Origin of the sequence: Streptomyces sp. NPDC093591 (genome assembly GCF_044764885.1) — a bacterium.
GTDB lineage: Bacteria > Actinomycetota > Actinomycetes > Streptomycetales > Streptomycetaceae > Streptomyces.
On the sequence record NZ_JBIWIY010000011.1, the window covers coordinates 274,085 to 300,939 of the forward strand.

A 26,855-nucleotide genomic window follows, 5' to 3' on the forward strand; every position below is an offset into this window, starting at 1 on the left:
TGGGAGTGGGGGGTGGGGTTCACTGCGACGTACTGCGTCGTGCGGGTGTGGCGCTCATCGTGAGCTGCTGGCATGGACAGGTCAAGGGCGACACGGTGATTGATGGCGTGAACCATTCGAAAATCAGCCGCGCAGTGTACGCGCGCGCACCGCGCGCCGAGCTTTCCCGGACGAAATTCACCCGGGGGTGTGAGCCGGGTGTGCGTGCCGGTGTGGGGGCGGGGGAGGGTGAGGGTCCGCGCAAGGGGGAGCGGTGGGAGCGGCGGCAATGGCGGGGACCGGCGCACCCTCCGGCTCCCTTGCCTCCCGACCGACCCCTCCGCTTCCCGGCTCCGTCGGGTTCCCCGACTCCTCGGTTCCCCGGCCCCTCGACTCCTCGGATCCTTGCTCCCTTGCTCCTCGGCTCCCTTCGACACCACCCCGGAGGAACGGCTGATCATGGGCGGATCAGCGCCACGACGGGATCACCAACTGCCGGTCGAGACGACCAGCTTCGTCGACCGGCGCGACGAACTCGCCGCCGGACGCGAGCTGTTGGCCAGGACCCGGCTGGTCACGCTGACCGGCCCCGGCGGCGTCGGCAAGACCCGCCTCGCCACCCGCATCGCATCCGGCGTCCGGCGCGCCTTCCCGGACGGGGTACGCGTCGTGCACCTCTCCGGCCTCCATGACCCCGCGCTCGTCCCGCTCGCCGCCGCCGACGCGCTCGATCTGCACGACCACACCGCGCAGCCGCCGCTCCAGGCGCTGGTGGAGCGGGTCCGGGACCGTCGCCTGCTCCTGCTCGTCGACAACTGCGAACACCTGCTGCCGGCCTGCGCCGAACTCGCCGCGGCCCTGCTGCACGGCACCACCGGCGTACGGATCCTCGCCACCAGCCGCCACCGCCTGGGCCTCACCGAGGAACACCTCCTGGAGGTACGGCCCCTGCCGGTCCCCGACCCGGACGGCGACCTCTCCGGCCCCGAGGGCTGCCCGGCCCTGGCCCTCTTCGCCGACCGAGCCGCCGCGGTGGTCCCCGGCTTCCGCCTGACCGCCGCGAACCGGGCGGCCGTCGCCCGCCTGTGCCGCCGCCTGGACGGCCTCCCCCTGGCCATCGAGCTCGCCGCCGTCCGTATGCGCGTGCTCGACGTCGGCCAGCTCCTCGACCGCCTCGACGACCGCTACCGCCTCCTCACCGGCGGCAGCCCCGCCGCCCTGCCGCGCCACCAGACGCTGCGCGCGGCGGTCGACTGGAGCCACGAACTGTGCACCGAGCGCGAGCAGTTGGTGTGGGCGCGGTTGTCGGTACTGGCGGGGAGCTTCGACCTGGAGACGGCGGAGGCGGTGTGCGATCCAGCCCTTCCGGCGTTCGAGGAGCGGGGGGCGAGGGGGCGGAGCCCCCTGGCCGGGGTCGAAGGGGCGGAGCCCCTTGAGGATGGGACGGGTAGAGGCGGCGGGGGCGAGAACCCCCCGGCCACCACTCCGCACATCCACCCCGACGACGTCCTGGACGCCGTCACCGGCCTCGTCGACAAGTCCGTACTGTCCCGGGAGTCCGGCCCCGACGGCATCCGCTACCGCCTCCTCGACACGCTCCGCCACTACGGCCTGGACCGCCTGCGCCGACTCCCCGGCGAGGAGCCCGCGGCCCGCCGCCGGCAGCGCGACTGGATGCTGCGGCGCGCCACCGCCTGCGAGAGCGCCTGGTTCGGCCCGGGCCAGCGCGAGATCGTCGCCCGCCTGCGCGCCGACCAGGACAACCTCCGCACCGCACTCGACTTCAGCCTCGCCACCCCCGGCGAACGCCTCGCCGGACTGCGCCTGGTCGGCACCCTGTGGTTCTACTGGCACGCCTGCGGCGCCCCCCGCGAAGGCCGCTACTGGCTCGACCGCGCCCTGGCCGCCAACCCGGAACCGACCCGGGAACGGGCCCGCGGCCTGTGGATCGCCGGGCTCCTCGCCGCCGCCACCCATGACCTCGCCGAAGGACTCGCCCTCGCCCGGGAAGCCCGCGCCCTGGCCCGAGACCTCGACGACCAGGCCGAGGCCGCCCACGCCGAGTACGTCATCGGCGTCATCACCCTCTTCATGGACGACCTGCCGACCGCGCTGAAACACTTCGAGGCCAGCGTCGCCCGCGGCCCCGTCCCCGGCCAGCACCTCAGCCTGCACGGCCTCGACCAGGTCGAACTCGCCTGCGCCCTGGGGTTCCTGGGCGAGGCCGAGCGCGCCGTCGAGGTCTGCGAGCGGGCCCGCCGGACGTGCGAACGGCACGGCGAGGAGTGGGTGCACTCATACGTCCTGCGGATGCTCGCCCTCGCCCACACGGTGCAGCGCGACTGGCGCCGGGCCGAACACCACGCCCGGCACGCCCTGCGCCTCAAACTCGCCGTCCACGACGTCACCGGCATCGCCCTCACCCTCGACCTCCTGGCCCACGTCGCCACCCAGGCGGGCGCCCCCGAGCGTGCGGCCGTCCTGCTCGGCGCCGCCGACCGCGTCTGGGCCGGCATCGACCGCGACCGCTGGGGATCGGCGGCCCTGAACCAGGCCCGCCGCGACAGCGAGACCCGGGCCGGCGAGGCCCTGGGTCGGCCCGACTTCCAGCGGGCGTACGAACGCGGCGCCGCACTCGACCTGGCGGAGGCCGTCGAGTACGCCGTCCATGACCGCGGACAGCCCCAACGGCCCGCAGCCGCACACAAGACGAACGGGCGAACCCATTCCCACCACCCCACCGCCGGCGTCCGCCTCACGCACCACGCCACCGGCGCCCGCCTCACCCGCCGCGAGACCGAGGTCGCCGAACTCGTCGCCCAGGGACTCGCCAACCAGCAGATCGCCGACCGGCTGGTCATCGCCCGCCGCACCGCCGAAGGCCATGTCGAACGCATCCTCGGCAAGCTCGGCTTCAGCAACCGCAGCCAGATCGCGGCCTGGATGGCCGCGCAACGCTGAGACCCCCACCCGTCGGAACCCACCCCAGAGGGAGCCAGGACCCGTGACCACTCGACCCGCCCCGGCCCAGCCCGGATTCGACCACCGCATGACCGTCTTCGAGTCCGACGACGAGTTCCTCGCCGCCGCCCTCCCCTTCCTCACCGAAGCCCTCGCCGCCCCCGGCGAACCCCCGCCCGTGGCCATCGCCGCCCCCGGCAACCTGGACCTCCTGCGCGACGCCCTCGGCACCGACGTCAAGAGCGTCGGCCTCGTCCCGCACACCGAGTGGTACACCGGCTCCGCCGCCAACGCGGTCGCCCAGGGTGCCGGCCATCTCGCCGCGCACGCCGGCCCGGGCGGCCGTATGCATCTGCTCATGGAACCCGTCTGGGGCGGCCGGGCGGGCCGTTCGCCGCGGGAGACCGCCGAGTGGATCCGCTACGAGGCCCTCGCCAACCTCCTCTTCGCCCCGCTCGCGACGACGGCCCTGTGCGCCTACGACGGCCGCGTCGCGGGCTCCGCGATCGTCGCCGCCGCCCGCCGCGCCCACCCCGGCACCGGGGTGTACGAGGATCCCGTCCGGCTCGCCGCCGAACTGGACGCCGTACCGCTGCCCCCGCCCGCCGCCGACGCCGAGCGCCTGACCGGCCCCGCCCTCACCGGTGACGCCGTACGCAGCCGGGCGGGCGCGCGAGGGCTGAGCGCCGCGGACGCGGAGTTGTTCGCCACGGCCGTCACCGAGGCGGCCGCCGCCCTCGGCCCGGTCGACGGCGCCGTGCTGTGGGGAGAGGCCCCGGCCTGCGTCTGCGAACTGCGTACCGCGCACCGCGTCGACGACCCGCTCGCGGGCTTCGTACCGCCGCCGAGCGCGGAACTGGAACCCGGGCAGGGACTGTGGTTCGCCCGGCAGGTGTGCGCGTACGTCGACGTCCGGGACGACCGGGACGGGGCGAGCGTACGGCTGCAGTACGGGTAGCGGAATCCCCGTACCGGAACCGGTGCAGGTATGGAATCAGGTATTCCTCCCCGTGCGCCCCTACCCCGGGCGCGCCACCCTGTACCCATGCTGTACCTCGACGGGGCGCGCTTCCCGGATCCAGGTCCTCAGTACGGTTCGTATCCCCAGCCGCCCATGGGGGCCGGCCATCTGAGCGTCGACTACGACCCCCGTCCCTCCGCGGTCCGCGAGGCCCGCGCGGAGGTCCGCCGGCAGTTGGAGGGATGGGGACTCGCGGACCTGGACGACCTGGTGGACGTGGCCGAGCTGCTGGTGAGCGAGTTGGCCACCAACGCCCTGCTGCACTCCGCGAGCCGCTTCGGGCTCACCCTGTTCGCCGCGCACGGGGTCCTGCGCTGCGAGGTCCGGGACGGCGGCCGGCGCGTACCGATGGTGCTGGACGCCGGCGCCTCGGAGAGCGGCCGGGGGATGTTCCTGGTGGACGCGCTCGCCCGGCGCTGGGGCTGCCACCAGGACGGGTCGGGCAAGACGGTGTGGTTCGAGCTCGCGACGTGCGGGTCGGACGGCTGTGGTCGGCGACAGCCGTAGCGCCCGCCCCGAACACCCATGAGCACATCGGGTGGAGATCGCGCACGCCCTCTTGTCCGACCGGCTCCTTTGAGCTTTCTTGACCACCATGGCGGAAACCACGGGAAACACAGAGGCATCCCAGGCCGGTGAGGCGGACTCCCGGCCCCGTAAGTCCAGTTGGCGGTACATCGGTCCCGGCATCGTCGTCGCCGCGACCGGCGTCGGCGCCGGCGACCTCGTCGCCACCCTCATCGCGGGCAGCAACTTCGGCTACACCCTGCTCTGGGCGGCGATCATCGGCTGCCTGGTCAAGATCTCCCTCGCCGAGGCGGCGGGCCGCTGGCATCTGTCCACCGGCCGCACCCTCTTCGACGGCTGGGCGAGCCTCGGCCGCTGGACCACCTGGTTCTTCGCCGTCTACGTCGTGATCTGGGGCTTCGTCTACGGCGCGGCGGCCATGTCGTCGAGCGCGCTGCCGCTGCAGGCGCTGTTCCCGAACGTGATGGACCTCGAATGGTGGGCCATCGCCTGCGGGTTGGTCGGCCTGGTCTTCGTCTGGTTCAACAAGTACGCCGTCTTCGAGAAGGTCATGACGGTCCTGGTGGGCGTCATGTTCGTGGTGACGGTGTACCTGGCGATCCGCGTCACGCCCAACCTCGCGGACGCCTTCGCGGGCCTGCTGCCCGTCCTGCCCGACGAGAAGGACTCGATCCTCAACACCCTCGGCCTGATCGGTGGCGTCGGCGGCACCATCACTCTTGCCGCGTACGGCTACTGGGTCAACGCCAAGGGCTGGACGGACACCGGCTGGATGAAGGTGATGCGGCTCGACAACCGCGTCGCGTACGCCACGACGGGCATCTTCGTCATCTCGATGCTCTTCGTCGGCGCCGAGCTGCTGCACTCCGCGAACATCGCCATCGCCAGCGGCGACAAGGGCCTGGTCCAGCTCGGCGGCATCCTGGAGGACGAATACGGCACGGCGACGGCCAAGTTCTTCCTGATCGGCTTCTTCGCCACCTCCTTCACCTCCCTCATCGGCGTCTGGCACGGCGTGAGCCTGATGTTCGCGGACTTCGTGACCCGCTACCGGGGGCGGGCGCAGCTGAAGGGCGAGGAGGTCGCCTCGGGCGAGCGGGAGCGGTCCTGGCCGTTCCGCGCCTACCTGCTCTGGCTGACCTTCCCGCCCATGGTCCTGCTCTTCCAGGGCCAGCCCTTCCGCCTGATCATCATCTACGGCGTCCTGGGCGCGGCCTTCCTGCCCTTCCTCGCCGGCACCCTGATCTGGCTCCTGAACTCCTCCCGCACCCCGAGCCAGTGGCGCAACGGCCCGCTCAGCAACGCCATGCTGGCGATCGCCGGCCTGCTGTTCCTGGTGCTGTGCGTGAAGCAGATCTGGGACCAGCCGTGGGCGGAGTTCTTCTAACGGCGGCCTAGCGGAACCGGTCCCACTCGGGGCTGAGGGCGATCTCCCGGAGCTGCTTCATGGTCAGGGCGGGGGTCGCGCGGGTCGGGGCGTCGTGCTGGGTGCCGGAGTTGAAGGCGCTGATGACGACCCGGAAGCCGTCCGCCCCGGCGCGGAGGGTGTCGACGGTCCACATCACGGCGCCGTCGACGCCCTTGTCGCCGCCGCTTTGCCGAGAGGCGACCTTGGTGCCGTCGGGGAGCGTCTCGGCGTCGTCGCCGAAGAGCTGGTCGACGGTCTCCTTGTCCCCCATGCCGTGCTGGACGTCGATCTGCACGTAGCTCCTGCCCTTGCCGTCGTCGAGGACGAGATACGTGTAGTCGCTGCCCTTCTCGACGACCTCGACGCCCTTGGGCAGCAGCGGTACGAGCGTGGCGAGCACCGAGTCCACGCCCGGTTCGACTCCGGTGCTCGGCGGGGCCGACGGCTTCGGCTTCTTCGGGTCCTCGGGGATGAACTCGACGTACTTGCGCCACACCTGGGCCGTCACCAGCTCCTTCAACTGGGCGGTCGACAGGGGAGGTTCGCTTCTGCTGACCGGCGCGTCCTTCTCGGCGGCGGCGTTCCACTCGCTGACGGAGACATGCTGTCCCTCGGGGGTGATCAGGTCGGCCGACCACATCTTGGTGTCGACGCGCCGGTCGGGATACTCGTACCCCTGGAACAGCTTGAGCAGCGAGCCGTCGGCCAGCCTGGTGGAGACGCAGCTGTCGTGCGGGACCAGCGTCCTGTCCGGGCAGTCGGTCGTCTCGCGGGCCTGGTCGCTGCCGGGCTCGACGCGGTCCAGGCTGACGCCGACGGCCCCCGGGCCCTGGCCGTCGTCGTACACGAGGTGGACGTACGGCGGCAGCTTCGAGTCCTCGGTGCCCCGTGCCCGCTGCTCGCTGAACTTGCCCTCGGGGAGCAGATCCTCGAGCGTCGCGATGAGTTCGCGGGCCGTCAGGGGGACGGGGGACGACGTCGGGGTGCCGGACGGCTGCTCGGCCACGCCGGAACTGGACGGCAGCGGGGCGGGCGAACCGCCCCAGGGCACCAGCAGCGCCCCGCCCACCGCGACCGCCGCGATCCCGGCGGCGCCGCCCACCACCGCGGCCCGCCGCCTCACCCGCAGCCGCCGACCTCGCGCCTGTCCGGCGGCGACCAGCGCGGCCCGGTCGGCGTCGAAGCGCTCACCGGCGTCGTGCAGGGCGTGACTGAGCCGCCCCTCGAAGCGGTCCTCGTCGTGTTCCACAGGCATGGCAAACCACCGTTTCTCGGGAGTGGGGTGAGGGAGGTCGTAGGAGGAGGCGGGAGGTCGGAGGAGAGCGCCGGGGTCAGGAGGTCGCGTACTCGCCGAGGTCCTCGCCCAGCAGCTGGCGCAGCCGTCCCAGCGCCCGGGTGCACCGTGTCCGCACCGCGGCGGAACTGGCGTTCAGGGCGTCGGCGGTCTCCTCGACGGACCGGTCCTCCCAGTACCGCAGGACGACCACGGCCCGGTCCTTGGCGGGCAGCCGGGCGAGTGCCTGGAGCAGGGTCAGCCGCAGCGACACGTCCCCGTGGCCGCCGTCGGCCGCGGCCCGGTCGGGAATCGCGTCCGTGGCCCGCTCGGTGCTGCTGCGCCGCCGCTGATGGGTGAGGAAGGCGCGGGTGAGGACGGTCTGCGCGTACCCGGCGGGGTTGTCCACCCGGGACACCCGTCCCCAGCGGACGTAGATCCGGCCGAGGGTCTCCTGGACGAGGTCCTCGGCGAGGTGGGTGTCCCCGGCGGTCAGCAGACAGGCCGACCGGTACAGATGCCCGGCTCTGGCCGCCGCGAACTCCGCGTACTCGTCCGCGCGGGCCTGTCTCATGCGTTCCCCCTGTTGCTGTGCGCCGGCTGCCGATGAGGTCCTCACCTCACTGACGCGGCAGGGCTGGAAGAATGTTTCACCGCAGCACCGAATCAGTTCCAGCGAGTACCCCGCGAGTACGAGGACCGAGGACCCCACGGATGACCGAGCAGCCACCCCCACCCGGCCCCGGCTTCGGCCCACCCCCACCGCAGTTCGCTCCCGCCCAGCCTCCGTACGCAGCTGCCCAGCCTCCGTACGCGCCCGTACAGCCCCCCTACGCCCCGGTCCCGCCCCAGCAGGCGCCGGCTCCGCAGGGCCCGGAGTTCCTGGCGATCGACAAGCGCAACGCGGTCGTGATCGACGCGTCCGGCGTCGCCTTCGAGATGGCCGGCCTCACCATCGAGTTCCACTGGCCCGAGGTCCGCAGCGTCCACTACAAGGCGAGCCCCGACGGCAAGGCCCTGATGGTCGCCGTGATCCACATGGACGGCAGGTTCTACGAGTGCGTGGTGGAGGCCAAGCCCCGGGCCCGGCTGCAGGAGTGGTTCCCGCAGCTGGCCTGGGTGCTCGGCCACTACCGGCCCACGGGGTGAGGGCTCCTACGGCAGCCCGTGCACATGCGGACCGACGGCGCTGGACCAGGCGTTGCCCGCCGTCGCGTCCCAGTTCGTCGACCAGGTCATCGCGCCCCGCAGGTCGGGATAGGTCCGCGACGGCTTGAAGGTCCCGCACCCCGTCCCCTTGGTCAGGCAGTCCAGGGCGTTGTTCACGACCGACGGTGACACGTACCCGCTGCCCGCGCCCCGCGTCGAGGCCGGCAGCCCCAGCCCCACCTGGGACGGGGCGAGCCCGCCCTCCAGCTGGATACAGGCCAGGGCGGTCAGGAAGTCCACCGAGCCCTGGCTGTAGACCTTGCCGTCGCAGCCCAGCATCGATCCGCTGTTGTAGTACTGCATGTTGACGACCGTGAGGATGTCCTTGATGTTCAGCGCGGTCTGGAAGTAGGCGTTCGACGTCGACTGCATGTCGATGGTCTGCGGCGCCATCGTGATGATCAGCGACGGGCCCGCCTTCGCCGAGAGCGAGCGCAGCGCCTGCGTCATGTAGGTCGCGTTGAGGCCGTTCTCCAGGTCGATGTCGACGCCGTCGAAGCCGTACGTCTGCATCAGGGAGTACACCGAGTTCGCGAAGTTCGTCGCCGACGCGGCGTCGTTCACCGCCACCGTGCCGCGCTCGCCGCCGACCGAGACGATGACCTTCTTCCCGGCGGCCTGCTTCGCCCTGATGTCGGCCTTGAACTGGTCGACCGTGTAGCCGCCGAGCCCGGCCGAGTCCAGGTTGAAGGTCACCGCGCCCGGCGTGGAGGTCGCGTCCGCGAAGGCGACGGCGATGATGTCGTACGCGGACTGGACGTCGGCGAGCTTCTGGACCGTCGCCCCGTTGTCGAAGTTCTGCCAGTACCCGGTCACCGCGTGCTTGGGGAGGGAGGGGCCGGGGCCGGTCGGCGTGTTCGTCGTCGCCGTCACCGCCGCCGACTTCGGCGACTCACCGGCCGCGTTGGCCGCCGTGACCTGGAAGGAGTACGACGTCGAGGCCGCGAGCCCGGTCACGGTGGCCGAAGTGCCGGTCACGGCCGTCACCTTCGTCCCGTTGCGGTAGACGTGGTAGCCGGTCGCGCCCGGCACGGTGTTCCAGGCCAGGGAGACCGAGGACGAGGTCGTGCCCGAGACGCTGAGGCCGCTCGGCGCTCCGGGGATCGTGGGGGAGGGGTCGGTGCCACCGCCGCCGTCGGGGCCGTGGACCGACACGTCGTCCGCGTAGTAGGCCGCCTGCCCGTACCAGCCGTGCGTGTACACCGTCACCGAGGTCGTGGCGGCGCCGGTGGTGAAGGTGGTCGACAACTGCTTCCAGGTCGTCGTGTCCGGCGTCCAGGTCGAGACGTCGGTCGTGCCGGTGCCCGTCACACCGAGGTAGGTGTAGCCGCCCTGGACCCAGGCGCTCAGCGTGTACGTCGAGTTGGGCTTCACCGCAACCGCCTGGGTGCAGCGGGCGTTGTCCTGCCCGGCCGGTGTGGCCTTCAGCGCGGCCGAGCCGCCGTGCACCGGTGCGGAGACGGTCGTGCCGCTGTTCGCGGAACAGGTCCAGTCGCTCAGGCCGGACTCGAAGCCGGCGTTCTTGGCGTTGTTGACGTCCGCGGCCGAGGCGTGGCCCGCGGGGAGGAGGGTGAGGGCGAGGGCGGCGGTGAGCGCGGCCATCACCCCGAAGCGGCTGCGTATGGACATGACAAGAGGCATGCTGAACAACTTGGTCCAGACCAATTCGCGTGTCAAGGGATGCGGGTAGTGAAGAATTTGTGTGCGTAACCTGCCCCGATTTGGCGTGAGTTGTGCGAGAGGAGTTCCTTCCCGGGCTCAGAGAAGCTGTTCTCCGGCCGCAGAGCCGTGGATACAGTGCTCAAATAGTCACGCAATGAAGTCACCGGGGAGCTGCGCGTGCCAACTGCCATTGCCGTGACCAGCGCCGACATGGCGCTGCCGGCGCAGGACGAGCGAACCGTGCCCGCCGTCGTGCTCGGGGACCTCGGCCGGGAGCCGCTGGACATGTCGTTGGCGGACCTGCAGACCCTGATCGAGCAGCACGGTCATGTGGTCGTCGTCTGCTCCCAGGCCGCCCCACGCGAGGTGGTGCAGCGGCTGCGCACCGTACGGTCCCTGCTGGAGAGCGACCGTATCGCCCTGTTCCGCCCGGAACTGCCCCCGCTCGGACTCGCCGTCCTCGCCCGCCAGTTGCGGCAGCTGGCCTCCTGCGACCTCAGCCCCGGCGTCCTCGCCTCGGCCGGCCGGCTGCTCACCCACTACATCCACGCCGGGGCCCTGCTCGGCTCCGTCGCCAAGCTGGACCGCATCCCCGTCGACCTCAAGTCGCACGCCAAGTCCTGGGTGCCCGGCAGCCAGTTCGGCGTGCTCGCCCACCCGACACCGCAACTGGTCCGGATCGCCCCCGGAGCCACCCTCAGCGGCCCGGAGTTCCGTACGTCGATGCTGGTCGCCCAGGGGCAGCTCCAGTCCGACTGGGTCACCTCCAACCTGGTCAAGGTCTGGAACGCGCAGGGCCTGCGCGAGGCGGCGCTGCCCGCCGAGTCGGCCACCTGGTGGGGGACGCCCAAGCTGATCGAGTTCTGCGCGTACCTGCCCGACCTGTCGGTGCTTTACCAACTGGTCACCTCGGTACGGCAGAACACCTGTCACTGGTGCGGCATCGACGTCATAGGCGACCGCTGCGTCTTCTGCTCCGCCGTCCCGCCCGCCCACGAGCAACCGGCCCGCGCCGGCTGACCGGACCCCGGCCGCCATGGCCGCCCCGACCCCAACCCGACCGCTCCCGACCGATTCCCCCAATGAGGTTGTACGGTTCATGAACTCCCGTCAGCGCCGTGGCGTGATACTCCTGCTCCTGTCGATCGTGTGCGCCCTCGGTGCCTTCGCCGGCGTCCTGTCCGTCATCAACGACGTGAAGTCCAAGGTCGGTCCCGAGGTCACCGCCTACCGGGTCAAGGCGAACGTCGCCCCCTACACGCAGCTCGGCGTCGGCCAGTTCGAGAAGATCGAGATGCCCGAGCGGTGGCTGTCGGAGAACGCGATCACCAACATCCGCGAGATCCAGGGCAAGATCGCCGTCACGACCCTCCGGAAGGGCTCCCTGCTCCAGAGCGACATGATCGTCGACCAGCCCGCCCTGAAGTCGGGTGAGCAGGAGGTCGCCATCATGATCGACGCGGCGACCGGCGTGGCCGGCAAGATCACCCCGGGTTCCACGGTCAACGTCTACGCCACCTTCCAGGGGCAGCGCGACGGCGACCCGGACCAGTCGAAACTCATCGTGGAGAACGCCAGGGTCATCGACGTGGGCGAGCTGACCGCGCTCAAGCCCGACGCCGACGAACGCGACCGCGAGCCCACCGACGCCGTCCCGATCACCTTCGCGCTCCAGACCATCGACGCCCAGCGCATCACCTACGCCGAGTCGTTCGCCGACGAGGTCCGGCTCGCCCTGGTGGCACCCGGCACCGGCTCCGACGTCGACGCCACGGACCGCACGTACGAACTCGCCAAGGACAAGTGAGAGGCCCCCATGCCCACGAGGATCCTCCCGGCCGTCGGCGACGCGGACGCGGTCCGGTCCCTCACGACGCTGCTCAGCCAGCTCCCCGACGCCGAGCCGGTGGCCCCGGTGGCCGACTCCACCCAGCTCGTCGACACCCTCGCCCGCCTGGCCGCCGAGTCCATCGACGAGCTGCCCGAGGTCGTCGTCGTCCACGAACGCATCGGACCCGTCCCGGCCCTGGAACTCATCCGCGACGTCGCCCTGCGCTTCCCGGCGGTGGGCGTCATCCTCGTCACCTCCGACGCGAGCCCCGGCCTCTTCCAGGCCGCCATGGACTACGGGGCGCGGGGCCTGGTCGCCCTGCCCCTGCACTACGAGGAGCTGGCCAGCCGCGTCAACGCGGTGGCCCAGTGGTCGATGGGGGTACGGCGGCATCTGGGCGCGGGCGGCGATGTGTTCAGCGGCGTCGGCGGCACGGTCGTGGCGGTGAGCGGCGCGAAGGGCGGGGTCGGGACCACCCTCACGGCCGTCCAACTGGCCCTCGCCGCACAGGCGTCCGGCCGTGGCACCGCCCTGCTCGACATGGACCTGCAGACCGGCGACATCGCCGCCTACCTGGACATCCAGTTCCGCCGCTCGGTCGTCGACCTCGCCACCATCAACGACATCACGCCCCGCGTGCTGGCGGACGCGGTGTTCCGGCACGACACCGGGGTTTCCCTGCTCCTCGCCCCCGGCGACGGCGAACGCGGCGAGGAGGTCACCGACCGCGCCGCCCGCCACATCGTCAGCGCCCTGCGCTCCCGCTACGAGGTCGTCGTCATCGACTGCGGCGCCCAGCTGACCGGCGCGAGCGCGGCCGCCGTGGAGATGGCCGACACGGCGCTCCTCGTCACCACCCCCGACGTGGTCGCGGTGCGCGGCGCCAAGCGCACGGTACGGATGTGGGACCGGCTGCAGATCCGCAAGGCGGAGGAGACCACGATCGTCGTCAACCGCTACTCGCGCGGTACGGAGATCCAGCCCGCCCTGATCCAGCGGATCACCGGCACGGGCATCGCGAGCACCGCGATCCCCGCCAACTTCAAGGAACTCCAGGCCGCGGTCGACGCAGGCCGGATGCACGAGCTGGACAGCAAGGGGTCGGTCAAGCAGGCCCTGTGGGCGCTCGCGGGGGAGCTGGGGCTGGTCAAGGGCACCGAGGGGGCCGTCCAGCGCCGGGGCGGCAGGGCGCGGGGCGGGGACCGGACGGCGGCGCTGACGTTCCGGCGGCGCAAGGAGCTGGGGCGGTGAGGCGGCGGCTGAGGGCCTGTGCGCGGGCTCTCGGGGACGACCGGGGCCAGGTGACCGTCGAGTTCCTCGGCATGACCCCGCTGATCATCCTGACGCTGGTGCTGCTGTGGCAGTTCGTGCTGCTCGGCTACACCTTCTCGCTGGCCGGGAACGCCGCGGACGAGGCGGCGCGGGCGGCGACGGCGTCCGTGGGGCAGGCGGGCTGCGAGGAGGCGGGGCTGCAGCATCTGCCGAGCGCTTGGCAGGGTGGCGCGAGCGTGGACTGCGGTGCGGGCGGCGGTTACGTCACGGCCGATGTGCACCTGGAGGTGCCCGTCCTCTTCCCCGGCGCGATCGGCTTCCCGTTCACCGTCGAGGGCCACGCGGGGGCCGTGCAGGAGGAGAAGGACTGAGATGTCGTACGACGCCGAAGTCCGCAGCGCGCGCAAGGTCCGTGACCGCGGCCAGGTCGCCATCGAGTACCTCGGGTTCATCCCGATCCTCATCCTCGTGGCCATGGCCGGCGTGCAGATCGGCCTGATCGCCTACACCGCCCAGCAGGCGGGCACGGCGGCCCGGGCCGGGGCGCGCGCCGCCTCGCTGGAGCCCGGGACTGCCCAGGAGGGGTGCACGAACGCGGTCAGCGACTGGCTGTCCGTCGCGTGTGAACCCGCGCAGGGCGGCGACGAGGTCACCGTCACCGCCGTCGTCCAGATCCCGTCGATCGTCCCCGGCTGGGACTTCGGCGACGCCCGGAAGACCGCGACCATGCCGCTCGACTTCGACCCGACCACCGACTGACGCAGGAACGAGGAGCACCGACGATGAGCCTGCGCGCACGCATCACCACTCCCGAGGAGCCCGGCAGCCGGGGCGAGGACGGCCACCTGGTCGCCTCGTACCGGGCCAAGCTCCTGGAGGAGATCGACCTCGCGGAGATGAGCTCGCTGGCCGCGGCCGAGCGCCGGGTCCGACTGGAGCGAGTCCTCGGGCACATCATCAGCCGTGAGGGCCCGGTGCTGTCGACGGTCGAGCGCTCGCAGCTGATCCGCCGGGTCGTCGACGAGGCGCTCGGTCTCGGCATCCTCGAACCCCTCCTGGAGGACGCGTCGATCACCGAGATCATGGTGAACGGCCCGGACGCGATCTTCGTCGAACGCGCGGGCCGGGTCGAGCAGTTGCCGCTCCGCTTCCCGTCCCACGACCAGCTGATGCAGACGATCGAGCGGATCGTCTCGACGGTGAACCGGCGGGTGGACGAGTCCAACCCGATGGTGGACGCGCGCCTGCCGTCCGGCGAGCGAGTGAACGTCATCATCCCGCCCCTCTCCCTGACCGGCGCGACCTTGACGATCCGCCGCTTCCCCCGCTCCTTCACCCTGCACGAGATGACCGGCCTCGGCTCGCTCGACGAGCCCATGGTGTATCTGCTGGCCGGGCTGGTGCAGGCGAAGTTCAACATCATCGTCTCGGGCGCGACGGGCACGGGAAAGACGACGCTGCTCAACGCGTTGTCCGGGCTGATCCCCGAGCGCGAGCGCATCATCACCATCGAGGACTCGGCCGAACTCCAGCTCCAGCAGTCCCATGTGATCCGCCTGGAGTCACGCCCGCCGAATGTCGAGGGCAAGGGCCAGGTCACGATCCGCGACCTGGTCCGCAACTCCCTCCGTATGCGCCCCGACCGCATCGTCGTCGGTGAGGTCCGCGGCGGCGAGTCCCTGGACATGCTCCAGGCGATGTCGACCGGCCACGACGGCTCCCTCGCCACCGTGCACGCCAACAGCACCGAGGACGCCCTGATGCGCCTGAAGACCCTCGCGTCCATGGCCGACGTGACGGTCCCCTTCGAGGCGCTGCACGACCAGATCAACAGCGCGGTCGACGTGATCATCCAGCTGACCCGCTTCCCGGACGGCGCCCGCAGGATCACCGAGATCGCGATCCTGGACAGCCACGGCGCGGAGCCGTACCGCGTGGTGACGGCGGCCCGCTTCCACGCCCAGCCCATGACGCCGGACGGCCGCGTCCACGGCGCCTTCGCGTACTACCCCCTCCCGCGCCGCACCGCGGACCGCCTCTACATGGCGAGCCAGCCGGTACCCCAGGCCTTCGGCGTCGCCCAGTCACCGCTCGAGCTCGCCACCCGAGAAGCCAGGTAGGAACCCGTTGCCATGGAACCCCATACCGTCGCTGTGGACCTGCAGACCCGCATCACCCTCACGACCGGCGTCGCCCTGCTGACCTGCGCCCTGGCCGTGGTGGGCGTCCACGCGTACGCCGCCGGCCGGGCCCAGCGCCAGGCCCTGGTCGACCGCCTGACGGCCACCGGCCAGATCGCCGGAGCCGGTGGCCGCCGACGCCGCTTCACGGACCTGGACCGCCGCCTGCGCCGTACGAAACCGGGAAAGCGGCTGGAACTGCGCCTGGCGGCGACCGGCCTGGACGTGACCCCCGGCGAGTTCTTCGTCTACATGCTGGCGACGGTGGCGGGCCTGTGGCTGATTGGCCAAGCCACCCTCGCCCCCTTCTTCGGCCCGATCGCGGGCCTGCTGGGCGTGTGGGCGGCGGTGCAGTTCCTCAACTGGCAACGCCAGAAGCGCATCGAGCGGTTCATCAACCAACTCCCGGAGATGGCCCGCATCCTGGCGAACGCGGCTCACGCGGGACTCGCCCTGCGCACGGCCATCGCCCTGGCCGCTGAGGAACTGGAGGCCCCGGCGGGCGAGGAACTCGCCAAGGTCTCCAACCAGCTGGCGCTGGGCGCCTCGATGGACGACGCCCTGGGCGAGCTGGCGGAGCGGCTGCCGTCGCGCGAACTGGTCGTCCTGGTGACCACGCTGGTGCTGTCCAACCGGGCCGGCGGCCAGGTGGTGAGCGCGCTGCGCAACCTCACGGAGACGCTGGAGGAGCGCAAGGAGACACGACGCGAGGTCCGTACCCAGCTGTCCCAGGTGAGCATGACGTCGTACGCGGTCCCGGCCCTGGGCGTGGGCTCGCTGTTCCTGATGAACGGCGTGCAGGACGGCGCCCTGGACCGCATGACGGGTTCCCCGTTCGGCCAGGCGGCGGTGCTGATCGCGTTCGGGCTGTACGCGGTGGGGTTCGTACTCATCCGCCGCCTGTCGCGGATCGACGTCTGAGCCGCGGAAAGGAGGCGACGAGACAATGGGAATCGGACTCGGACAACTGGGACTTGTCCTGGCCCTGGTGATGGCCCTGAGCGTGTGGGGGATCTTCGCCGGCATCCGCATGTACCGCGCGGAGGCGAAACTCCCCGGCGACCTGGCGCTGGCCCTGGAGATCGGCGCGACCCGCACCGGCGCGGTGGACTCCGTCGTCGACCGCATGGGCATGCGCTACGCCCCCGCCGTGCTGCGCCTGATGGGCCCGAAGCTGGTCGCCAAGTACCGCCGCAAGATCGACCTCGCGGGCAACCCCGGCGGCCTGACCATCGACCGCTACGCGGCCAGGCGCGCGGTGTACGGCTTCCTGGGCGCGGTCGGCTTCCTGGTCTTCCTCCTCCGCGGCCAGGTGCTGATAGCTCTCCTCCTCCTGGCCTTCGGCGCCTTCTGGACGGAGGTCGGCATCTGGTCGGCGATCCGGATCCGGAAGGACGAGATCGAGCGCACCCTGCCCGACTTCCTGGACGTGCTGGCGGTCGTGGTGAGCGCGGGCCTGGGCTTCCGCCAGGCACTGGACCGGGTCGCCTCGAAGTACGAGGGCCCCTGGGCCGACGAACTCCGCATCACCCTGCGCCAGATGGACCTCGGCATGAGCCGCCGCCAGGCCTTCGCGGAGCTGAGGCGACGCAACGACTCGGAACAGGTGGCGATGTTCGTGACGGCGCTCCAGCAGGGGGAGGAACTGGGCGCGCCGATCGTCGACACGCTGGTGGCACTGGCGAAGGACATGCGCCGCACGGATGCGCAGAACGCCCGGCGGAAGGCGGCCCGGGCGGTGCCCAAGGCCACGATGATGATCACGACGTTCATGGTTCCGGCGACGATGATCCTGCTGGGAGCGGGGCTGTTGCTGGGGTCGGGGACGGACTTCGGGTCGCTGACGGGGGAGTAGGGGTGGCGGGTGAGGTCCGTGTCGATGACGAGGGCGCTGTGGGCGCCGGGGACTTGGCCGAAGGGGGCTGTATGAACGGGCCCAAGCCGCTCCCCGCTGCCACGCCTGTGCGACTCGTGGTCGCCGCCGAGAACCCTGCCGTCCGAGGGGGCCTGGCGGCCCTCCTCACCACTCGGGCGGACGCGAGGGTGGTGGCAGAGGTGACGAACGCCCACGCGGCCCATGAGGCGGCAGGCGACCACCGTCCCGACGTGATCCTTCTGGACGTCCGCCTACCCGGCATGGACGGCGTCACGGCACTTCCGCGACTCGTGAGCATCGCCCCGGTGATGATGCTGACGTACGGCGAGGAATCGGAGCCGGAGTCGGAGACGGTTCGGGAGGCGCTGGGCCGAGGGGCCGTCGGCTACCTGGTCCACGGTGAGTTCACGGCGGACGAACTGGTGGACGCCGTACGGGACATCAGGGATGGCGTGCAGCGGCGCGACAGGAGGCCGCGCCTGGCGAGTCTGCCGCGTTCCACTCCCACGGAAGCAACTGGATCACTAGCGCAAGCAAACGCCCAACTGTCAACTGGCACAAGCAATTCCCCGGAACGCCTTTCGCGAATGCAACCAGATGTGGGACAGTCGTCCTCGGACCGGTCGCGGTTCCGGCTGAGCAGGAGGGAGGCGGAGATCATGGGCCTGATCGCATCGGGCATGAACAACCAGCAGATCGCCGCCACCTGCTTCATCAGCGAGAAGACGGTCAAGAACCACATCAACCGCATCTTCGCCAAACTCCACAGCACCAGCCGTGCGGATGCCACCGCCAAGTGGCTGGGCAGGGCCCCGGGTTCACCCCCAGGACGGAGCTGACGGCGATGACACAGCGATGGTTTTCGGCCTGGGTCCGGAATCGGGCCCAGGGACCCTCTGGTGTTTCGGGTATTTCCGCTTACTTTTCTCGCAAGACTTCTCTCGAGACTTGCGAGCCCAGCGCTCAGCGATCGCTGAACACCAGAGGGGAACACCATGAGCAACTGGATCAACACCACCGTCGAGTACCTGCGCTCCCGTGCCGCTCGCGACGACAGGGGGCAGACGGCGGTGGAGTATCTGGGGATCATCGCGGTGGTCGTGGCGATCGTGCTGGCCATTACAGGGACGGACATCGGCCAGACGATCTACGACGCGATTGTGGAGCAGATCGACGAGCTCACCGGGTGACCGGGCGCCGCACGTTCGGCGACTCGGGGCAGGCCTTCCCCATCTACATCACGGTGGTGGGGGGCCTGCTCTTTCTCGCGTTCGCCTACCTCGCGGTCGGCCAGGCCGCGGCAAACCGGAACGGCGCCCAGACAGCCGCCGATGCGGCAGCTCTGGCGGCGGCGCAGGAAACGCGGGATCAGCTCGCCGGAGACTGGTTGGAGGTCGTGGCCGACCCGACGAAGTGGCAGGCCATCCTTGATGGCGACGGCGCGCTGTTCAACGGTTGTTGGCGCGCCCATGAGCTGGCGGACCAGAACGACGCCGAGGTCCAGGGTTGCGGGGCAACGGGGTTGTTGGGCTACAAGGTCGATGTCGTGACCAACAAGTCCGTAGGCGACTCCATCGTCCCCGGTACGGAGGACTTCAAGTCGACGGCGTCAGCCACTGCTGTGATCGAGCCTCGCTGCACGTTCGATCTCCCCGGGGAGGGCGCCGTTGGTGATGACGGGAATGACACGCTGCCACTGCCACAGCTCACTTGCGGGGGCACGAACTGGGACCCGGATCCGGCAGATCCGATCACGCTCCCGGAGCCTGAGGACCTCTTCGACGTCCACCTGGCCGACTGACAAGCGAACGACGAGTGACGAAGGAAGCAGAGGCATGAGTATTCGGTTCACGGCGAAGGCTCACAGAGGGATGGTCGCGCTGACCGTTGCGGCTGGACTGGCCCTCGGCGTGGCCGGCTGCGGGAGTGGCGGCGACGGCGGTAAGAAGCCGAAGACATCGGCTTCGGCCTCCAAGGACGACGGGTCCAACCCGAGTGCTCAAGAGGGAACGGATGACCTCCTCGCCGAGCTGAAGGGTGAGGACGGCCTGATCCTCAGGATCACCTCTGCTCAGCGAGATTCAGGCGGATTCGTCACGGTCAGTGGTGAGTTGAAGAACGACAGCGACGACGCAGCTCGTGTTTCGGCCCGGACGTCGGGTGACGAGACCGAGATCATCAGGCACGGAACATCGTTCGGTGGAGCAACGCTCGTCGACTCGGCGAGCAAGAAGCGCTATTACGTCCTGCGTGATACCGACGGCCGTCCTCTGACGACGACGGGCATGCCGCGCATCAAGGCCGGCGCCTCCATCCCCGTGTTCATGCAGTTCCCGTCCCCGCCCACCAGCACCACCGAAGTCAGCTTCCAACTGCCGACATTCGCCTCGGCCTCCATCCAGATCTCCGGATGAGGCCCCCCATGACCCGCACCCCCCGCCTCACCCTCACCCTCACCGCGGCCACGGTCATGGTCGCCGCGAACCTGCTCGTGGCCACGACAGCCGACGCGGCCGACGACCCCAGCGTCCCGCCCGGCACCGAAGCGACCGCCACCGCCCCCGTGGAAGTGGACGCCAACGACCCCGACCTCAAGCTCCCCGAAGGCGCGACGCTCGCCCAGGCCAAGGTGCTGGACATCAAGCAGGTGGTCGAGGACCAGGCCGGCGAGGAACGCCGTGAAGACACCAACGCGGACGTGAAGTTCGCCCTCCAGGCGGAGGTCCTCTTCCCCAAGGACAGCGCGAAGCTGACCGGCGAGGCGAAGGCCCGTATCTCGGAGATCGCCGAGGAGATCAAGACCCAGAACGCCACCCGCATCCGCGTCTTCGGCTTCACCGACAACCTGGGCTCCTCCGCCCACGGCGACGTCCTGTCCAGGAAGCGGGCGAACGCCGTACAGGGGGTTCTGGAGGCGGAGCTGAACGCCTCGACGGTCACGTACGAGGTGCGCGGGTACGGCGAGCAGTACCCCATCTCCTCCAACGCGACGGAGGCGGGACGCAAGAAGAACCGAAGGGTCGAGGTCTCCTTCCCGCGCTCGGACAACTGACGAATCCCTCCGCGATCCAGAGCTGGTGATGTGGATCACTTCGCAATCTCGGTCAGCTAGGTGCCACTTGTGATCATCTGCCGCATTTAACTGGTCTTTACGCGCGGTACGTTCACGGCGGCATCACAACTGTGATGCCTCTGGCACGAAGTGAACGACCGGAGAATCTGGATGATTCGCATGCCTGCGTCGCCAAGACGCAGACGCTCCTGGTCTGGGGGGAACACCCGCTGGATAGCGGGAGGCCTTTCTCTGACCCTGGCTGTGACCCTGCTCGAGGGCGCGTACGCCGCGGCCGCGCTCGCCGCCCCGTCACAGGCCCCCAGCGCCCCGAAGAAGGCCACGGCCACGCAGGCGGCGGACATTCCGTCCGCCCGGGTGGCCGCTCGCCTGTCCGGCAAGCGCGTCGAGGCGCTCTCCGAGCGTACGGAGACCTCCACGACGTGGGCGAACAAGGATGGTTCGCTCACCACCGAACTCACCGCCGGCCCGGTGCGGTTCAAGGACGACGCCACGGGCGCCTGGCGGACCGTCGACCTGGACCTCGTCCGGGCGGCCGACGGGGCGATCGAGCCCAAGGCGCACCCGGGCGGACTGCGCCTGGCCGGCCGCACCGGCACCCCGGCGAAGTCCCTGAAGGCCACGCGGGACGCGAAGGCCACGAACCTGGTGACGCTCGGCGAGGGCGACCAGCAGATCACCCTGCAGTGGAAGGGCGGGCTGCCGAAGCCCGAACTGGACGGCACGCGCGCCCAGTACGTCAACGCCGTCCCCGGCGCGGACGTGGTCGTCGAGGCCACCCGTACCGGCTTCGAGCAGTTCGTCGAGATCAAAAAGCGCCCCGCCGCGAGCGGCGGCTACACGTACACCCTGCCGTTGAAGGCCAAGGGGCTGAAGGCGAAGCAACTCGCCGACGGCAGCGTGCTGTTCACGGACAAGAAGAACAAGAAGCGGGCCGTCATGCCCGCGCCGGTGATGTGGGACTCCACCGTCGACAAGCGGTCCGGTGAGCACACCCACAAGGCCAAGGTCGGGCTGAAGGTCGTCGGGAAGGGCTCCTCGGTCGACCTGGTCGTCACCCCGGACGCGGACTTCCTCGCCGATCCGAAGACCCGGTACCCCGTCACCGTCGACCCGTCGACCTCCTCGCTGTCCAACGTCTTCGACACCTACGTGCAGCAGGGCGAGACCGTCGACTGGTCCACCGACACCGAGCTGGATCTGGGCAACCCGGGCACGACCAACGCCGACGGCACCCCGCGCACGGCGCGCTCCTTCATCTCCTGGAACACCACGCCGATCCAGGACGCCCTGGTGTCCAGCGCCAAGCTGAGCCTGTGGAACTTCCACTCGGGCAACAACACCGACTGCGCGCTCTACCCGTGGGAGGTGTGGTCGACCGGCGCGGCCTCGACGTCCTCGCGCTGGACGGCACAGCCGACGTGGACGGCGAAGAAGGCCACCTCCACCGAGACCCGCGGCAACGCCTCGTGCACCACGCAGCCGGACGGCTGGATCAACGCCGACGTGAGCACGCTGGTGCAGGAGTGGGCGTCGGCCAAGGCCACCCGCGGCCACATGGGCCTGCGCGCCTCCAGCGAGTCCGTGGTGGCGCAGTGGAAGCGCGTCAACTCCGCCAACGCCGCTTCCAACCCGCCGAAGCTGGTCGTCAACTACAACTACCGGCCGCGCACCGGCACCAAGCAGGAGGCGGGCCCGCCGTACTTCTCCTACAGCGGCGCCTACATGGTGAACACCACCACGCCGACGCTGCGGGACACCTTCGTCGACTCCGACGGTGACAAGGTCAACGGAACCTTCCAGATCTACGACAACGCCACCAACACGCAGGTGGGTGACGTCATCGTGTCGAAGTACGTGCCCTCGGGTCAGGTCGCCTCGGTGACCGTGCCCTCCGGGCTGCTGGCCGACGGCAAGACGTACAAGTTCCGTACGTCCCCGTACGACGGGTCGCACTACAACACCGGCTGGTCGGCGTGGAAGACCTTCACCGTCGACACCAGTGCCCCCTCGGCCCCCGCGAAGGTGACCTCCACGGACTACCCGTCCACCGCGTGGGTCAAGGGTGCGGGCCAGGCCGGCACCTTCACCGTCACCCCGCCCGCCTCCGGCCACAACTGGCTGGAGTGGTCGCTGGACGGCGTGACCTGGACCAAGGTCGCCACCGGCGGCTCCAGCGCCGACAAGGCCGTCTCCGTCACTCCGCCGGACGACGGCACCCACACGCTCCAGGTGCGCGCCGTCGACAAGGCGGACAACAAGTCCGAGGCGATCGAGTACACCTTCCACGCCGGACCCGGCGGTTTCCTCCAGCCGTCCGACGGTGAGCGCACCGCGCGCCGGCTGCCGCTGGTCGCCGAGGCCGACGCGAGCAAGTACGACAGCGTCTCCTTCTCCTGGCGCCGCTCCGAGGCCGATGACTGGACGAAGATCCCGGCCGGCGACGTCACGTCCGGCGGCGCCGCGCTGACCGCCTGGCCGGTGGCGCTGACCGGCGGCAAGAACGCGACGCTGGTGTGGACCGCCACCAACACCGTCGACCCGGACGGCAGTGTCGAGATCAAGGCCGACTTCACCGGGCCGAACAGCGCCTCGGGCAGCACCCAGCCGCTGACCGTCGTAGTCGACCGCAACGCCCAGGGAGCCGCCCCGACGCGGGTGGGCCCCGGCGCCGTGAACCTCCTCACGGGCGACTTCACGCTCAACGAGCTGGAGGCGTCGTACTTCGACCTGTCGCTCTCGCGTACGGCGTCCTCCCGGGAGCCCGACGCGCACGCCGAGGCGGACGGCCAGGTCGCGATCTTCGGCAAGGAGTGGTCCGCGGGCACCTCCGCCGAGACCACCGGCTCGGACTACGCCTACGTCCGCAAGGTCTCCGACACCGCCCTCGACGTGGTGTCGAACAACAACGACGTCGTCCACTTCACCGCGAACGCGGCGAAGACGGCCTGGGTCGCCGAGCCCGGCGCGCAGAAGCTGACCCTCACCGGCAGCCTCACCGGCGACCTCACGCTCACCGACACCGACGGCACGGCCACGGTGTTCAGCAAGCTGGACAGCGCCCTGCCGGTGTGGAACGTGTCGTCGACCGAGCTGGACGGCAAGACCGGCTCCACCACGACGATCACCTCGGAGACGGTCACCGTCGACGGCACCAAGCTGGCCCGGCCCAAGCGGGTCGTCGCCCAGACCTCCGCCGTCGCCCCGGCCACCTGCGCCACCACCCCGGCGACCAAGGGCTGCCGGGTGATGGAGTTCGTCTACGCCACGGCCACCACCGCCACCCTGGACTCCTTCGGCGACTACACCGGCCGGGTCAAGGAGATCCGCTTCTTCTCCACCGAGCCGGGCGCCTCCGCCGCGACGGCCAAGGCGGTCCAGACGTACGCCTACGACTCCACCGGTCGTCTGCGGCAGACGTGGAACCCGCAGGTCTCCCCGGCGCTGAAGACGTCGTACGACTACGACACCGCGGGCCGCGTCATCAAGTACAGCGCGGCCGGCGACCTGCCGTGGACCTTCACCTACGGCAAGGCCGGCTCCAGCAGTGCGGCCGGTGAGGGCATGCTCCTCAAGGCGTCGCGCCCCGCGCTCAAGCAGGGCACGGCGGACGTCGTCGAAGGGGACGCCGTCACCAGCATCGTCTACGACGTTCCGCTCACCGGGACCAAAGCCCCGTACCCGATGGGGGCGGGCGATGTGAAGGCGTGGGGCCAGACCGACGCCCCGACCGACGCCACCGCCGTCTTCCCGGCCGACTCGGTACCGGCCTCGCACACCGGGACCGCCCTGGCCACCGGTGACTACCGGCGCGCCTCCGTCCAGTACCTCGGCGTCTCCGGCGCCGCGGTCAACTCGGTGTCGCCCGGCGGTCACATCGGCACCGTGGAGAACGACCGCTTCGGCAACACGGTCCGCGAACTGAGCGCGGGCAACCGCTCCCTGGCGCTGGGCCTCACCGCCGACGACCGTGCGGCCCAGGCCGAGCTCGGCATCGCCCGGCTCACCGCCGCCGAGCGCGCGGAGCTGCTGTCCACGCGCCGGATCTACGACGCCGACGGCACCCGCAAGCTGGAGGAGTTCGGGCCTCTGCACCGGCTCGACCTCACCGCCGACCTGAAGTCCGGCACCACGACGCTGGTGTCCGCGGGCACCTCCGTCATCGGCCGTTCCTGGACCGTCCACGCCTACGACGAGGGCCGCCCGACCGACGGCACCGCCGCCGTCAAGGACCAGATCACGCGCACGACCAACGGTGTCGAGGTGCGTGAACACCCCACGGTCCAGGGCGAGAAGCGGGTGACCCAGACCGTCTACGACTGGGCGAGCGGCCTGCCGGTCAAGAGCGTTCAGGACCCGGACGGACTGGCCCTGACGACGACCACCGAGTACGACAGCCAGGGCCACGTCCGCAAGGAGATCCCGCCGGGAGCCACCGGCACGGACGCGGCGACCCGGGTCACCACCTACTGGTCCGCCACCGGCACCGGCGCCTGCGCGGGCCGCCCGGAGTGGGCCGACCTGGTGTGCTCCACCGGACCGGCCGGCACGATCACCGGCGGGGGCACCAACCCCACGCAGCTCGTGACGTCCACCGTGGAGTACGACTGGTGGGGCAACTCCGAGAAGGCGATCGAGACCGCGGGCAGCGTGACCCGTACCACCACCACGACCCATGACGGCGCCGGACGCCCGGTGAAGTCCACGGTCACCGGTGGACTGGGCGCGGCCGTGCCGGAGGTCACGACGGAGTACGACCCCGACAGCGGGCGCCCCGTCAAGACCGTGTCCACCACCGGCGGCACCATCACGCGTGCCTTCGACAAGCTGGGCCGGCAGATCTCGTACACCGACGCCGACGGCGGCGTCAGCACGATGCAGTTCGACAAGCTGGACCGCCCGGTCAAGGTGACCGACTCCGTCCCGTCGACCACCACCTTCACCTACGACGACAGCGCCGAACCCCGAGGTCTGGCGACCTCCGTCACGGACTCCGTCGCCGGTGTGTTCCGCACGTCCTACGACGCCGACGGCTCGGTGGTCCGCGAGACCCTGCCCGGCGGCTACACCCTCAACCAGGAGAAGGACCCGACCGGCACCGCCGTCGCCCGCGTCTACACCCGGGACAGCGACGGAACTGTCGTCTACTCCAACCGCGCCACGGAATCGGCGCACGGCCAGGTGACCACCAACGCGGGCTGGTCCGACCAGTCCTACACCTACGACGCGGCCGGCCGGCTGACCTCGGTCGACGACACCGCGGACACCCTCTGCACCCGTCGCGCCTACGGGTTCGACAAGCGCAGCAACCGCACCACCCTGACCACCGCCGTCTCGGCGCCCGGCCAGGACTGCACCAGCACGGGAGGAACGACCCAGACCACCGCCTACGACAGCGCGGACCGGATCGCCGGCTCCGGCTGGGTGTACGACGCGCTCGGCCGCACCACGTCCGCCCCCGGCCACGGCACGATCGCCTACTACGCCAACAACCTGGCCCAGCGCCAGACCTCGGGCGGCAGCCGGCAGACCTGGAAGCTCGACGCCAACCTGCGGTTCCGTTCCTGGACGGTGGAACAGGGCAGCGGCACGTCCTGGACGCAGACCGCGTCCAAGGTCAACCACTACGACAGTGACGACGACACCCCGCGCTGGATCGTCGAGGACACCACCACCGGGGCCGTCACCCGCAACATCCAGTCCGTCACCGGAGGACTGGCGGCGACCACCGGCAAGACGGGCGACACCGTTCTGCACCTCACCGACCTGCACGGCGATGTCAGTCTCCAGCTTCCGCTGGACACCACCAAGGCGCCGGTGGCGCTGGACAACGACGAGTACGGCAACCCCCGGGCCGGCCAGGCCGCGACCCGGTACGGCTGGCTCGGCGAGAAGCAGCGCTCGGCGGAGACCCTGACCGGCCTCACGCTGATGGGCGTACGCCTCTACGACCCCACCCGGGGACGTTTCCTGCAGCCCGACCCGGTGCCGGGCGGTTCCGCCAACGCGTACGACTACTCCAACGCGGACCCGTGCAACGCCACCGACACCGACGGCATGAGCCCGAAGTGCGGCAAGCGCCGGATCAAGAACGGCTACGGCATGCGCATCATCGTCCAGCGGCGCGGCGGCGGTATCGCCCACAACGGCTACCGCTACATGGGCTACTACATCAACGTCCAGATCATGGGATTCGCCAACCGCTACCTGGTGTTCACCAACGCCACGTACGCGGAGACGCACGGTGTCCCCCCGGGCAGGCGCGGCAAGATGCGCAAGCTCCAGGCCAAGGCCACCTGGAAGAACCCCGTCAAGATCGGATGGGCCGTCCACTACAACATCCAGGTCAAACCGGGTACGAGGATCTGGACCTACGGTGCGGTCATGGTCTCGGGCTGGAACGGATACGTGGCCGACATGTCCTACTCCTGTATGGCCAAGTAACCCCTGACCGCGGTGGGGGGGGGGCCCCCCCCCCCCCCCCCCCCGCCCCCCCACCCCCCCCCCCCCCCCGCCCCCAGCCCCCCGCCCCCCCCCCGGCCCCCCCCCCCCCCCCCCCCCCCCCCCCCCCCCCGGGGGGGC

22 protein-coding genes are annotated in these 26,855 nt (G+C 70.7%); 19 read left to right on the top strand and 3 right to left on the bottom strand.

Features of this window, described 5'->3' with window-relative positions:
- Window positions 1–438: 438 nt before the first annotated feature.
- The 4 genes from ACIREI_RS24625 to ACIREI_RS24640 all read left to right on the top strand — a co-directional run bounded on the left by ACIREI_RS24625 (window position 439) and on the right by ACIREI_RS24640 (window position 5,876).
- Window positions 439–2,940, top strand: a complete 2,502-nt coding sequence (locus ACIREI_RS24625; protein WP_403336546.1) for an ATP-binding protein — start codon at window positions 439–441, stop codon at window positions 2,938–2,940.
- A gap of 43 nt (window positions 2,941–2,983) precedes the next feature.
- Window positions 2,984–3,898 (top strand): anti-sigma factor RsbA family regulatory protein, encoded by a 915-nt coding sequence (locus ACIREI_RS24630; protein ID WP_403336549.1) that lies wholly within the window; start codon window positions 2,984–2,986, stop codon window positions 3,896–3,898.
- Between the two features lie 156 nt (window positions 3,899–4,054).
- Window positions 4,055–4,468: an ATP-binding protein gene (locus tag ACIREI_RS24635; RefSeq protein ID WP_403336780.1), complete on the top strand. Its 414-nt coding sequence runs from the start codon at window positions 4,055–4,057 to the stop codon at window positions 4,466–4,468.
- Window positions 4,469–4,556: 88 nt separating this feature from the next.
- Window positions 4,557–5,876 carry an Nramp family divalent metal transporter gene (locus ACIREI_RS24640; RefSeq protein WP_403336552.1) on the top strand — a complete coding sequence of 440 codons (1,320 nt, stop codon included), beginning with the start codon at window positions 4,557–4,559 and terminating at the stop codon, window positions 5,874–5,876.
- Window positions 5,877–5,883: 7 nt separating this feature from the next.
- Here the strand turns inward: ACIREI_RS24640 and ACIREI_RS24645 are convergent, their stop codons facing one another.
- Window positions 5,884–7,152 (bottom strand): hypothetical protein, encoded by a 1,269-nt coding sequence (locus ACIREI_RS24645; RefSeq protein WP_403336554.1) that lies wholly within the window; start codon window positions 7,150–7,152, stop codon window positions 5,884–5,886.
- Between the two features lie 76 nt (window positions 7,153–7,228).
- On the bottom strand, window positions 7,229–7,744 hold the full coding sequence (locus tag ACIREI_RS24650; protein WP_403336557.1) for a SigE family RNA polymerase sigma factor: 516 nt from the start codon (window positions 7,742–7,744) through the stop codon (window positions 7,229–7,231).
- 140 nt (window positions 7,745–7,884) lie between these two features.
- Here ACIREI_RS24650 and ACIREI_RS24655 point away from each other — a divergent pair, with 140 nt between their 5' ends.
- Window positions 7,885–8,319, top strand: a complete 435-nt coding sequence (locus tag ACIREI_RS24655) for a hypothetical protein (RefSeq protein ID WP_403336560.1) — start codon at window positions 7,885–7,887, stop codon at window positions 8,317–8,319.
- A 6-nt stretch (window positions 8,320–8,325) separates the two neighbouring features.
- Here the strand turns inward: ACIREI_RS24655 and ACIREI_RS24660 are convergent, their stop codons facing one another.
- Window positions 8,326–10,008 carry a chitinase gene (locus ACIREI_RS24660; protein ID WP_403336563.1) on the bottom strand — a complete coding sequence of 561 codons (1,683 nt, stop codon included), beginning with the start codon at window positions 10,006–10,008 and terminating at the stop codon, window positions 8,326–8,328.
- 243 nt (window positions 10,009–10,251) lie between these two features.
- On the opposite strand from ACIREI_RS24660, the gene ACIREI_RS24665 reads away from it, so the two are divergent.
- The 14 genes from ACIREI_RS24665 to ACIREI_RS24730 all read left to right on the top strand — a co-directional run bounded on the left by ACIREI_RS24665 (window position 10,252) and on the right by ACIREI_RS24730 (window position 26,717).
- The gene (locus ACIREI_RS24665; protein ID WP_403336783.1) at window positions 10,252–11,061 is read left to right on the top strand and encodes a hypothetical protein; all 810 of its coding nucleotides are present in this window, start codon (window positions 10,252–10,254) and stop codon (window positions 11,059–11,061) included.
- Between the two features lie 79 nt (window positions 11,062–11,140).
- Window positions 11,141–11,848, top strand: a complete 708-nt coding sequence (gene cpaB / locus ACIREI_RS24670) for a Flp pilus assembly protein CpaB (protein WP_403336566.1) — start codon at window positions 11,141–11,143, stop codon at window positions 11,846–11,848.
- 9 nt (window positions 11,849–11,857) lie between these two features.
- A complete protein-coding gene (locus tag ACIREI_RS24675; RefSeq protein ID WP_403336569.1) occupies window positions 11,858–13,123 on the top strand; it encodes a CpaE family protein in 1,266 nt (421 codons plus the stop codon).
- 71 nt (window positions 13,124–13,194) lie between these two features.
- Entirely contained in the window at window positions 13,195–13,515 is a 321-nt protein-coding gene (locus ACIREI_RS24680; RefSeq protein WP_403336786.1) for a pilus assembly protein, read from the top strand.
- Between the two features lies 1 nt (window position 13,516).
- Window positions 13,517–13,903: a TadE/TadG family type IV pilus assembly protein gene (locus ACIREI_RS24685; protein ID WP_403336572.1), complete on the top strand. Its 387-nt coding sequence runs from the start codon at window positions 13,517–13,519 to the stop codon at window positions 13,901–13,903.
- Between the two features lie 23 nt (window positions 13,904–13,926).
- Entirely contained in the window at window positions 13,927–15,264 is a 1,338-nt protein-coding gene (locus ACIREI_RS24690) for a CpaF family protein (RefSeq protein WP_403336574.1), read from the top strand.
- A 33-nt stretch (window positions 15,265–15,297) separates the two neighbouring features.
- Window positions 15,298–16,245, top strand: a complete 948-nt coding sequence (locus ACIREI_RS24695) for a type II secretion system F family protein (protein ID WP_403336789.1) — start codon at window positions 15,298–15,300, stop codon at window positions 16,243–16,245.
- Window positions 16,246–16,270: 25 nt separating this feature from the next.
- Window positions 16,271–17,179 (top strand): DUF5936 domain-containing protein, encoded by a 909-nt coding sequence (locus ACIREI_RS24700; protein ID WP_403336577.1) that lies wholly within the window; start codon window positions 16,271–16,273, stop codon window positions 17,177–17,179.
- A gap of 71 nt (window positions 17,180–17,250) precedes the next feature.
- Window positions 17,251–18,039 carry a LuxR C-terminal-related transcriptional regulator gene (locus tag ACIREI_RS24705; protein WP_403336580.1) on the top strand — a complete coding sequence of 263 codons (789 nt, stop codon included), beginning with the start codon at window positions 17,251–17,253 and terminating at the stop codon, window positions 18,037–18,039.
- 156 nt (window positions 18,040–18,195) lie between these two features.
- On the top strand, window positions 18,196–18,390 hold the full coding sequence (locus ACIREI_RS24710; protein ID WP_403336582.1) for a Flp family type IVb pilin: 195 nt from the start codon (window positions 18,196–18,198) through the stop codon (window positions 18,388–18,390).
- Window positions 18,387–19,001 (top strand): pilus assembly protein TadG-related protein, encoded by a 615-nt coding sequence (locus tag ACIREI_RS24715; protein ID WP_403336585.1) that lies wholly within the window; start codon window positions 18,387–18,389, stop codon window positions 18,999–19,001. Before ACIREI_RS24710 ends, ACIREI_RS24715 begins: the two co-directional genes overlap by 4 nt.
- A 34-nt stretch (window positions 19,002–19,035) precedes the next feature.
- Window positions 19,036–19,614: a hypothetical protein gene (locus ACIREI_RS24720; RefSeq protein ID WP_403336588.1), complete on the top strand. Its 579-nt coding sequence runs from the start codon at window positions 19,036–19,038 to the stop codon at window positions 19,612–19,614.
- An 8-nt stretch (window positions 19,615–19,622) separates the two neighbouring features.
- Window positions 19,623–20,252 (top strand): OmpA family protein, encoded by a 630-nt coding sequence (locus ACIREI_RS24725; RefSeq protein ID WP_403336591.1) that lies wholly within the window; start codon window positions 19,623–19,625, stop codon window positions 20,250–20,252.
- A 258-nt stretch (window positions 20,253–20,510) separates the two neighbouring features.
- The gene (locus tag ACIREI_RS24730) at window positions 20,511–26,717 is read left to right on the top strand and encodes an RHS repeat-associated core domain-containing protein (RefSeq protein WP_403336792.1); all 6,207 of its coding nucleotides are present in this window, start codon (window positions 20,511–20,513) and stop codon (window positions 26,715–26,717) included.
- Window positions 26,718–26,855: the final 138 nt, after the last annotated feature.

Coding starts and splice junctions, on each gene's coding strand:
- ACIREI_RS24625 (WP_403336546.1), top strand. CDS start 439: ATGGGCGGATCAGCGCCACGACGGGATCACCAACTGCCGGTCGAGACG.
- ACIREI_RS24635 (WP_403336780.1), top strand. CDS start 4,055: ATGGGGGCCGGCCATCTGAGCGTCGACTACGACCCCCGTCCCTCCGCG.
- ACIREI_RS24640 (WP_403336552.1), top strand. CDS start 4,557: ATGGCGGAAACCACGGGAAACACAGAGGCATCCCAGGCCGGTGAGGCG.
- ACIREI_RS24645 (WP_403336554.1), bottom strand. CDS start 7,152: ATGCCTGTGGAACACGACGAGGACCGCTTCGAGGGGCGGCTCAGTCAC.
- ACIREI_RS24650 (WP_403336557.1), bottom strand. CDS start 7,744: ATGAGACAGGCCCGCGCGGACGAGTACGCGGAGTTCGCGGCGGCCAGA.
- ACIREI_RS24655 (WP_403336560.1), top strand. CDS start 7,885: ATGACCGAGCAGCCACCCCCACCCGGCCCCGGCTTCGGCCCACCCCCA.
- ACIREI_RS24660 (WP_403336563.1), bottom strand. CDS start 10,008: ATGTCCATACGCAGCCGCTTCGGGGTGATGGCCGCGCTCACCGCCGCC.
- ACIREI_RS24665 (WP_403336783.1), top strand. CDS start 10,252: ATGGCGCTGCCGGCGCAGGACGAGCGAACCGTGCCCGCCGTCGTGCTC.
- cpaB (WP_403336566.1), top strand. CDS start 11,141: ATGAACTCCCGTCAGCGCCGTGGCGTGATACTCCTGCTCCTGTCGATC.
- ACIREI_RS24675 (WP_403336569.1), top strand. CDS start 11,858: ATGCCCACGAGGATCCTCCCGGCCGTCGGCGACGCGGACGCGGTCCGG.
- ACIREI_RS24680 (WP_403336786.1), top strand. CDS start 13,195: ATGACCCCGCTGATCATCCTGACGCTGGTGCTGCTGTGGCAGTTCGTG.
- ACIREI_RS24685 (WP_403336572.1), top strand. CDS start 13,517: ATGTCGTACGACGCCGAAGTCCGCAGCGCGCGCAAGGTCCGTGACCGC.
- ACIREI_RS24690 (WP_403336574.1), top strand. CDS start 13,927: ATGAGCCTGCGCGCACGCATCACCACTCCCGAGGAGCCCGGCAGCCGG.
- ACIREI_RS24700 (WP_403336577.1), top strand. CDS start 16,271: ATGGGAATCGGACTCGGACAACTGGGACTTGTCCTGGCCCTGGTGATG.
- ACIREI_RS24705 (WP_403336580.1), top strand. CDS start 17,251: ATGAACGGGCCCAAGCCGCTCCCCGCTGCCACGCCTGTGCGACTCGTG.
- ACIREI_RS24710 (WP_403336582.1), top strand. CDS start 18,196: ATGAGCAACTGGATCAACACCACCGTCGAGTACCTGCGCTCCCGTGCC.
- ACIREI_RS24720 (WP_403336588.1), top strand. CDS start 19,036: ATGAGTATTCGGTTCACGGCGAAGGCTCACAGAGGGATGGTCGCGCTG.
- ACIREI_RS24725 (WP_403336591.1), top strand. CDS start 19,623: ATGACCCGCACCCCCCGCCTCACCCTCACCCTCACCGCGGCCACGGTC.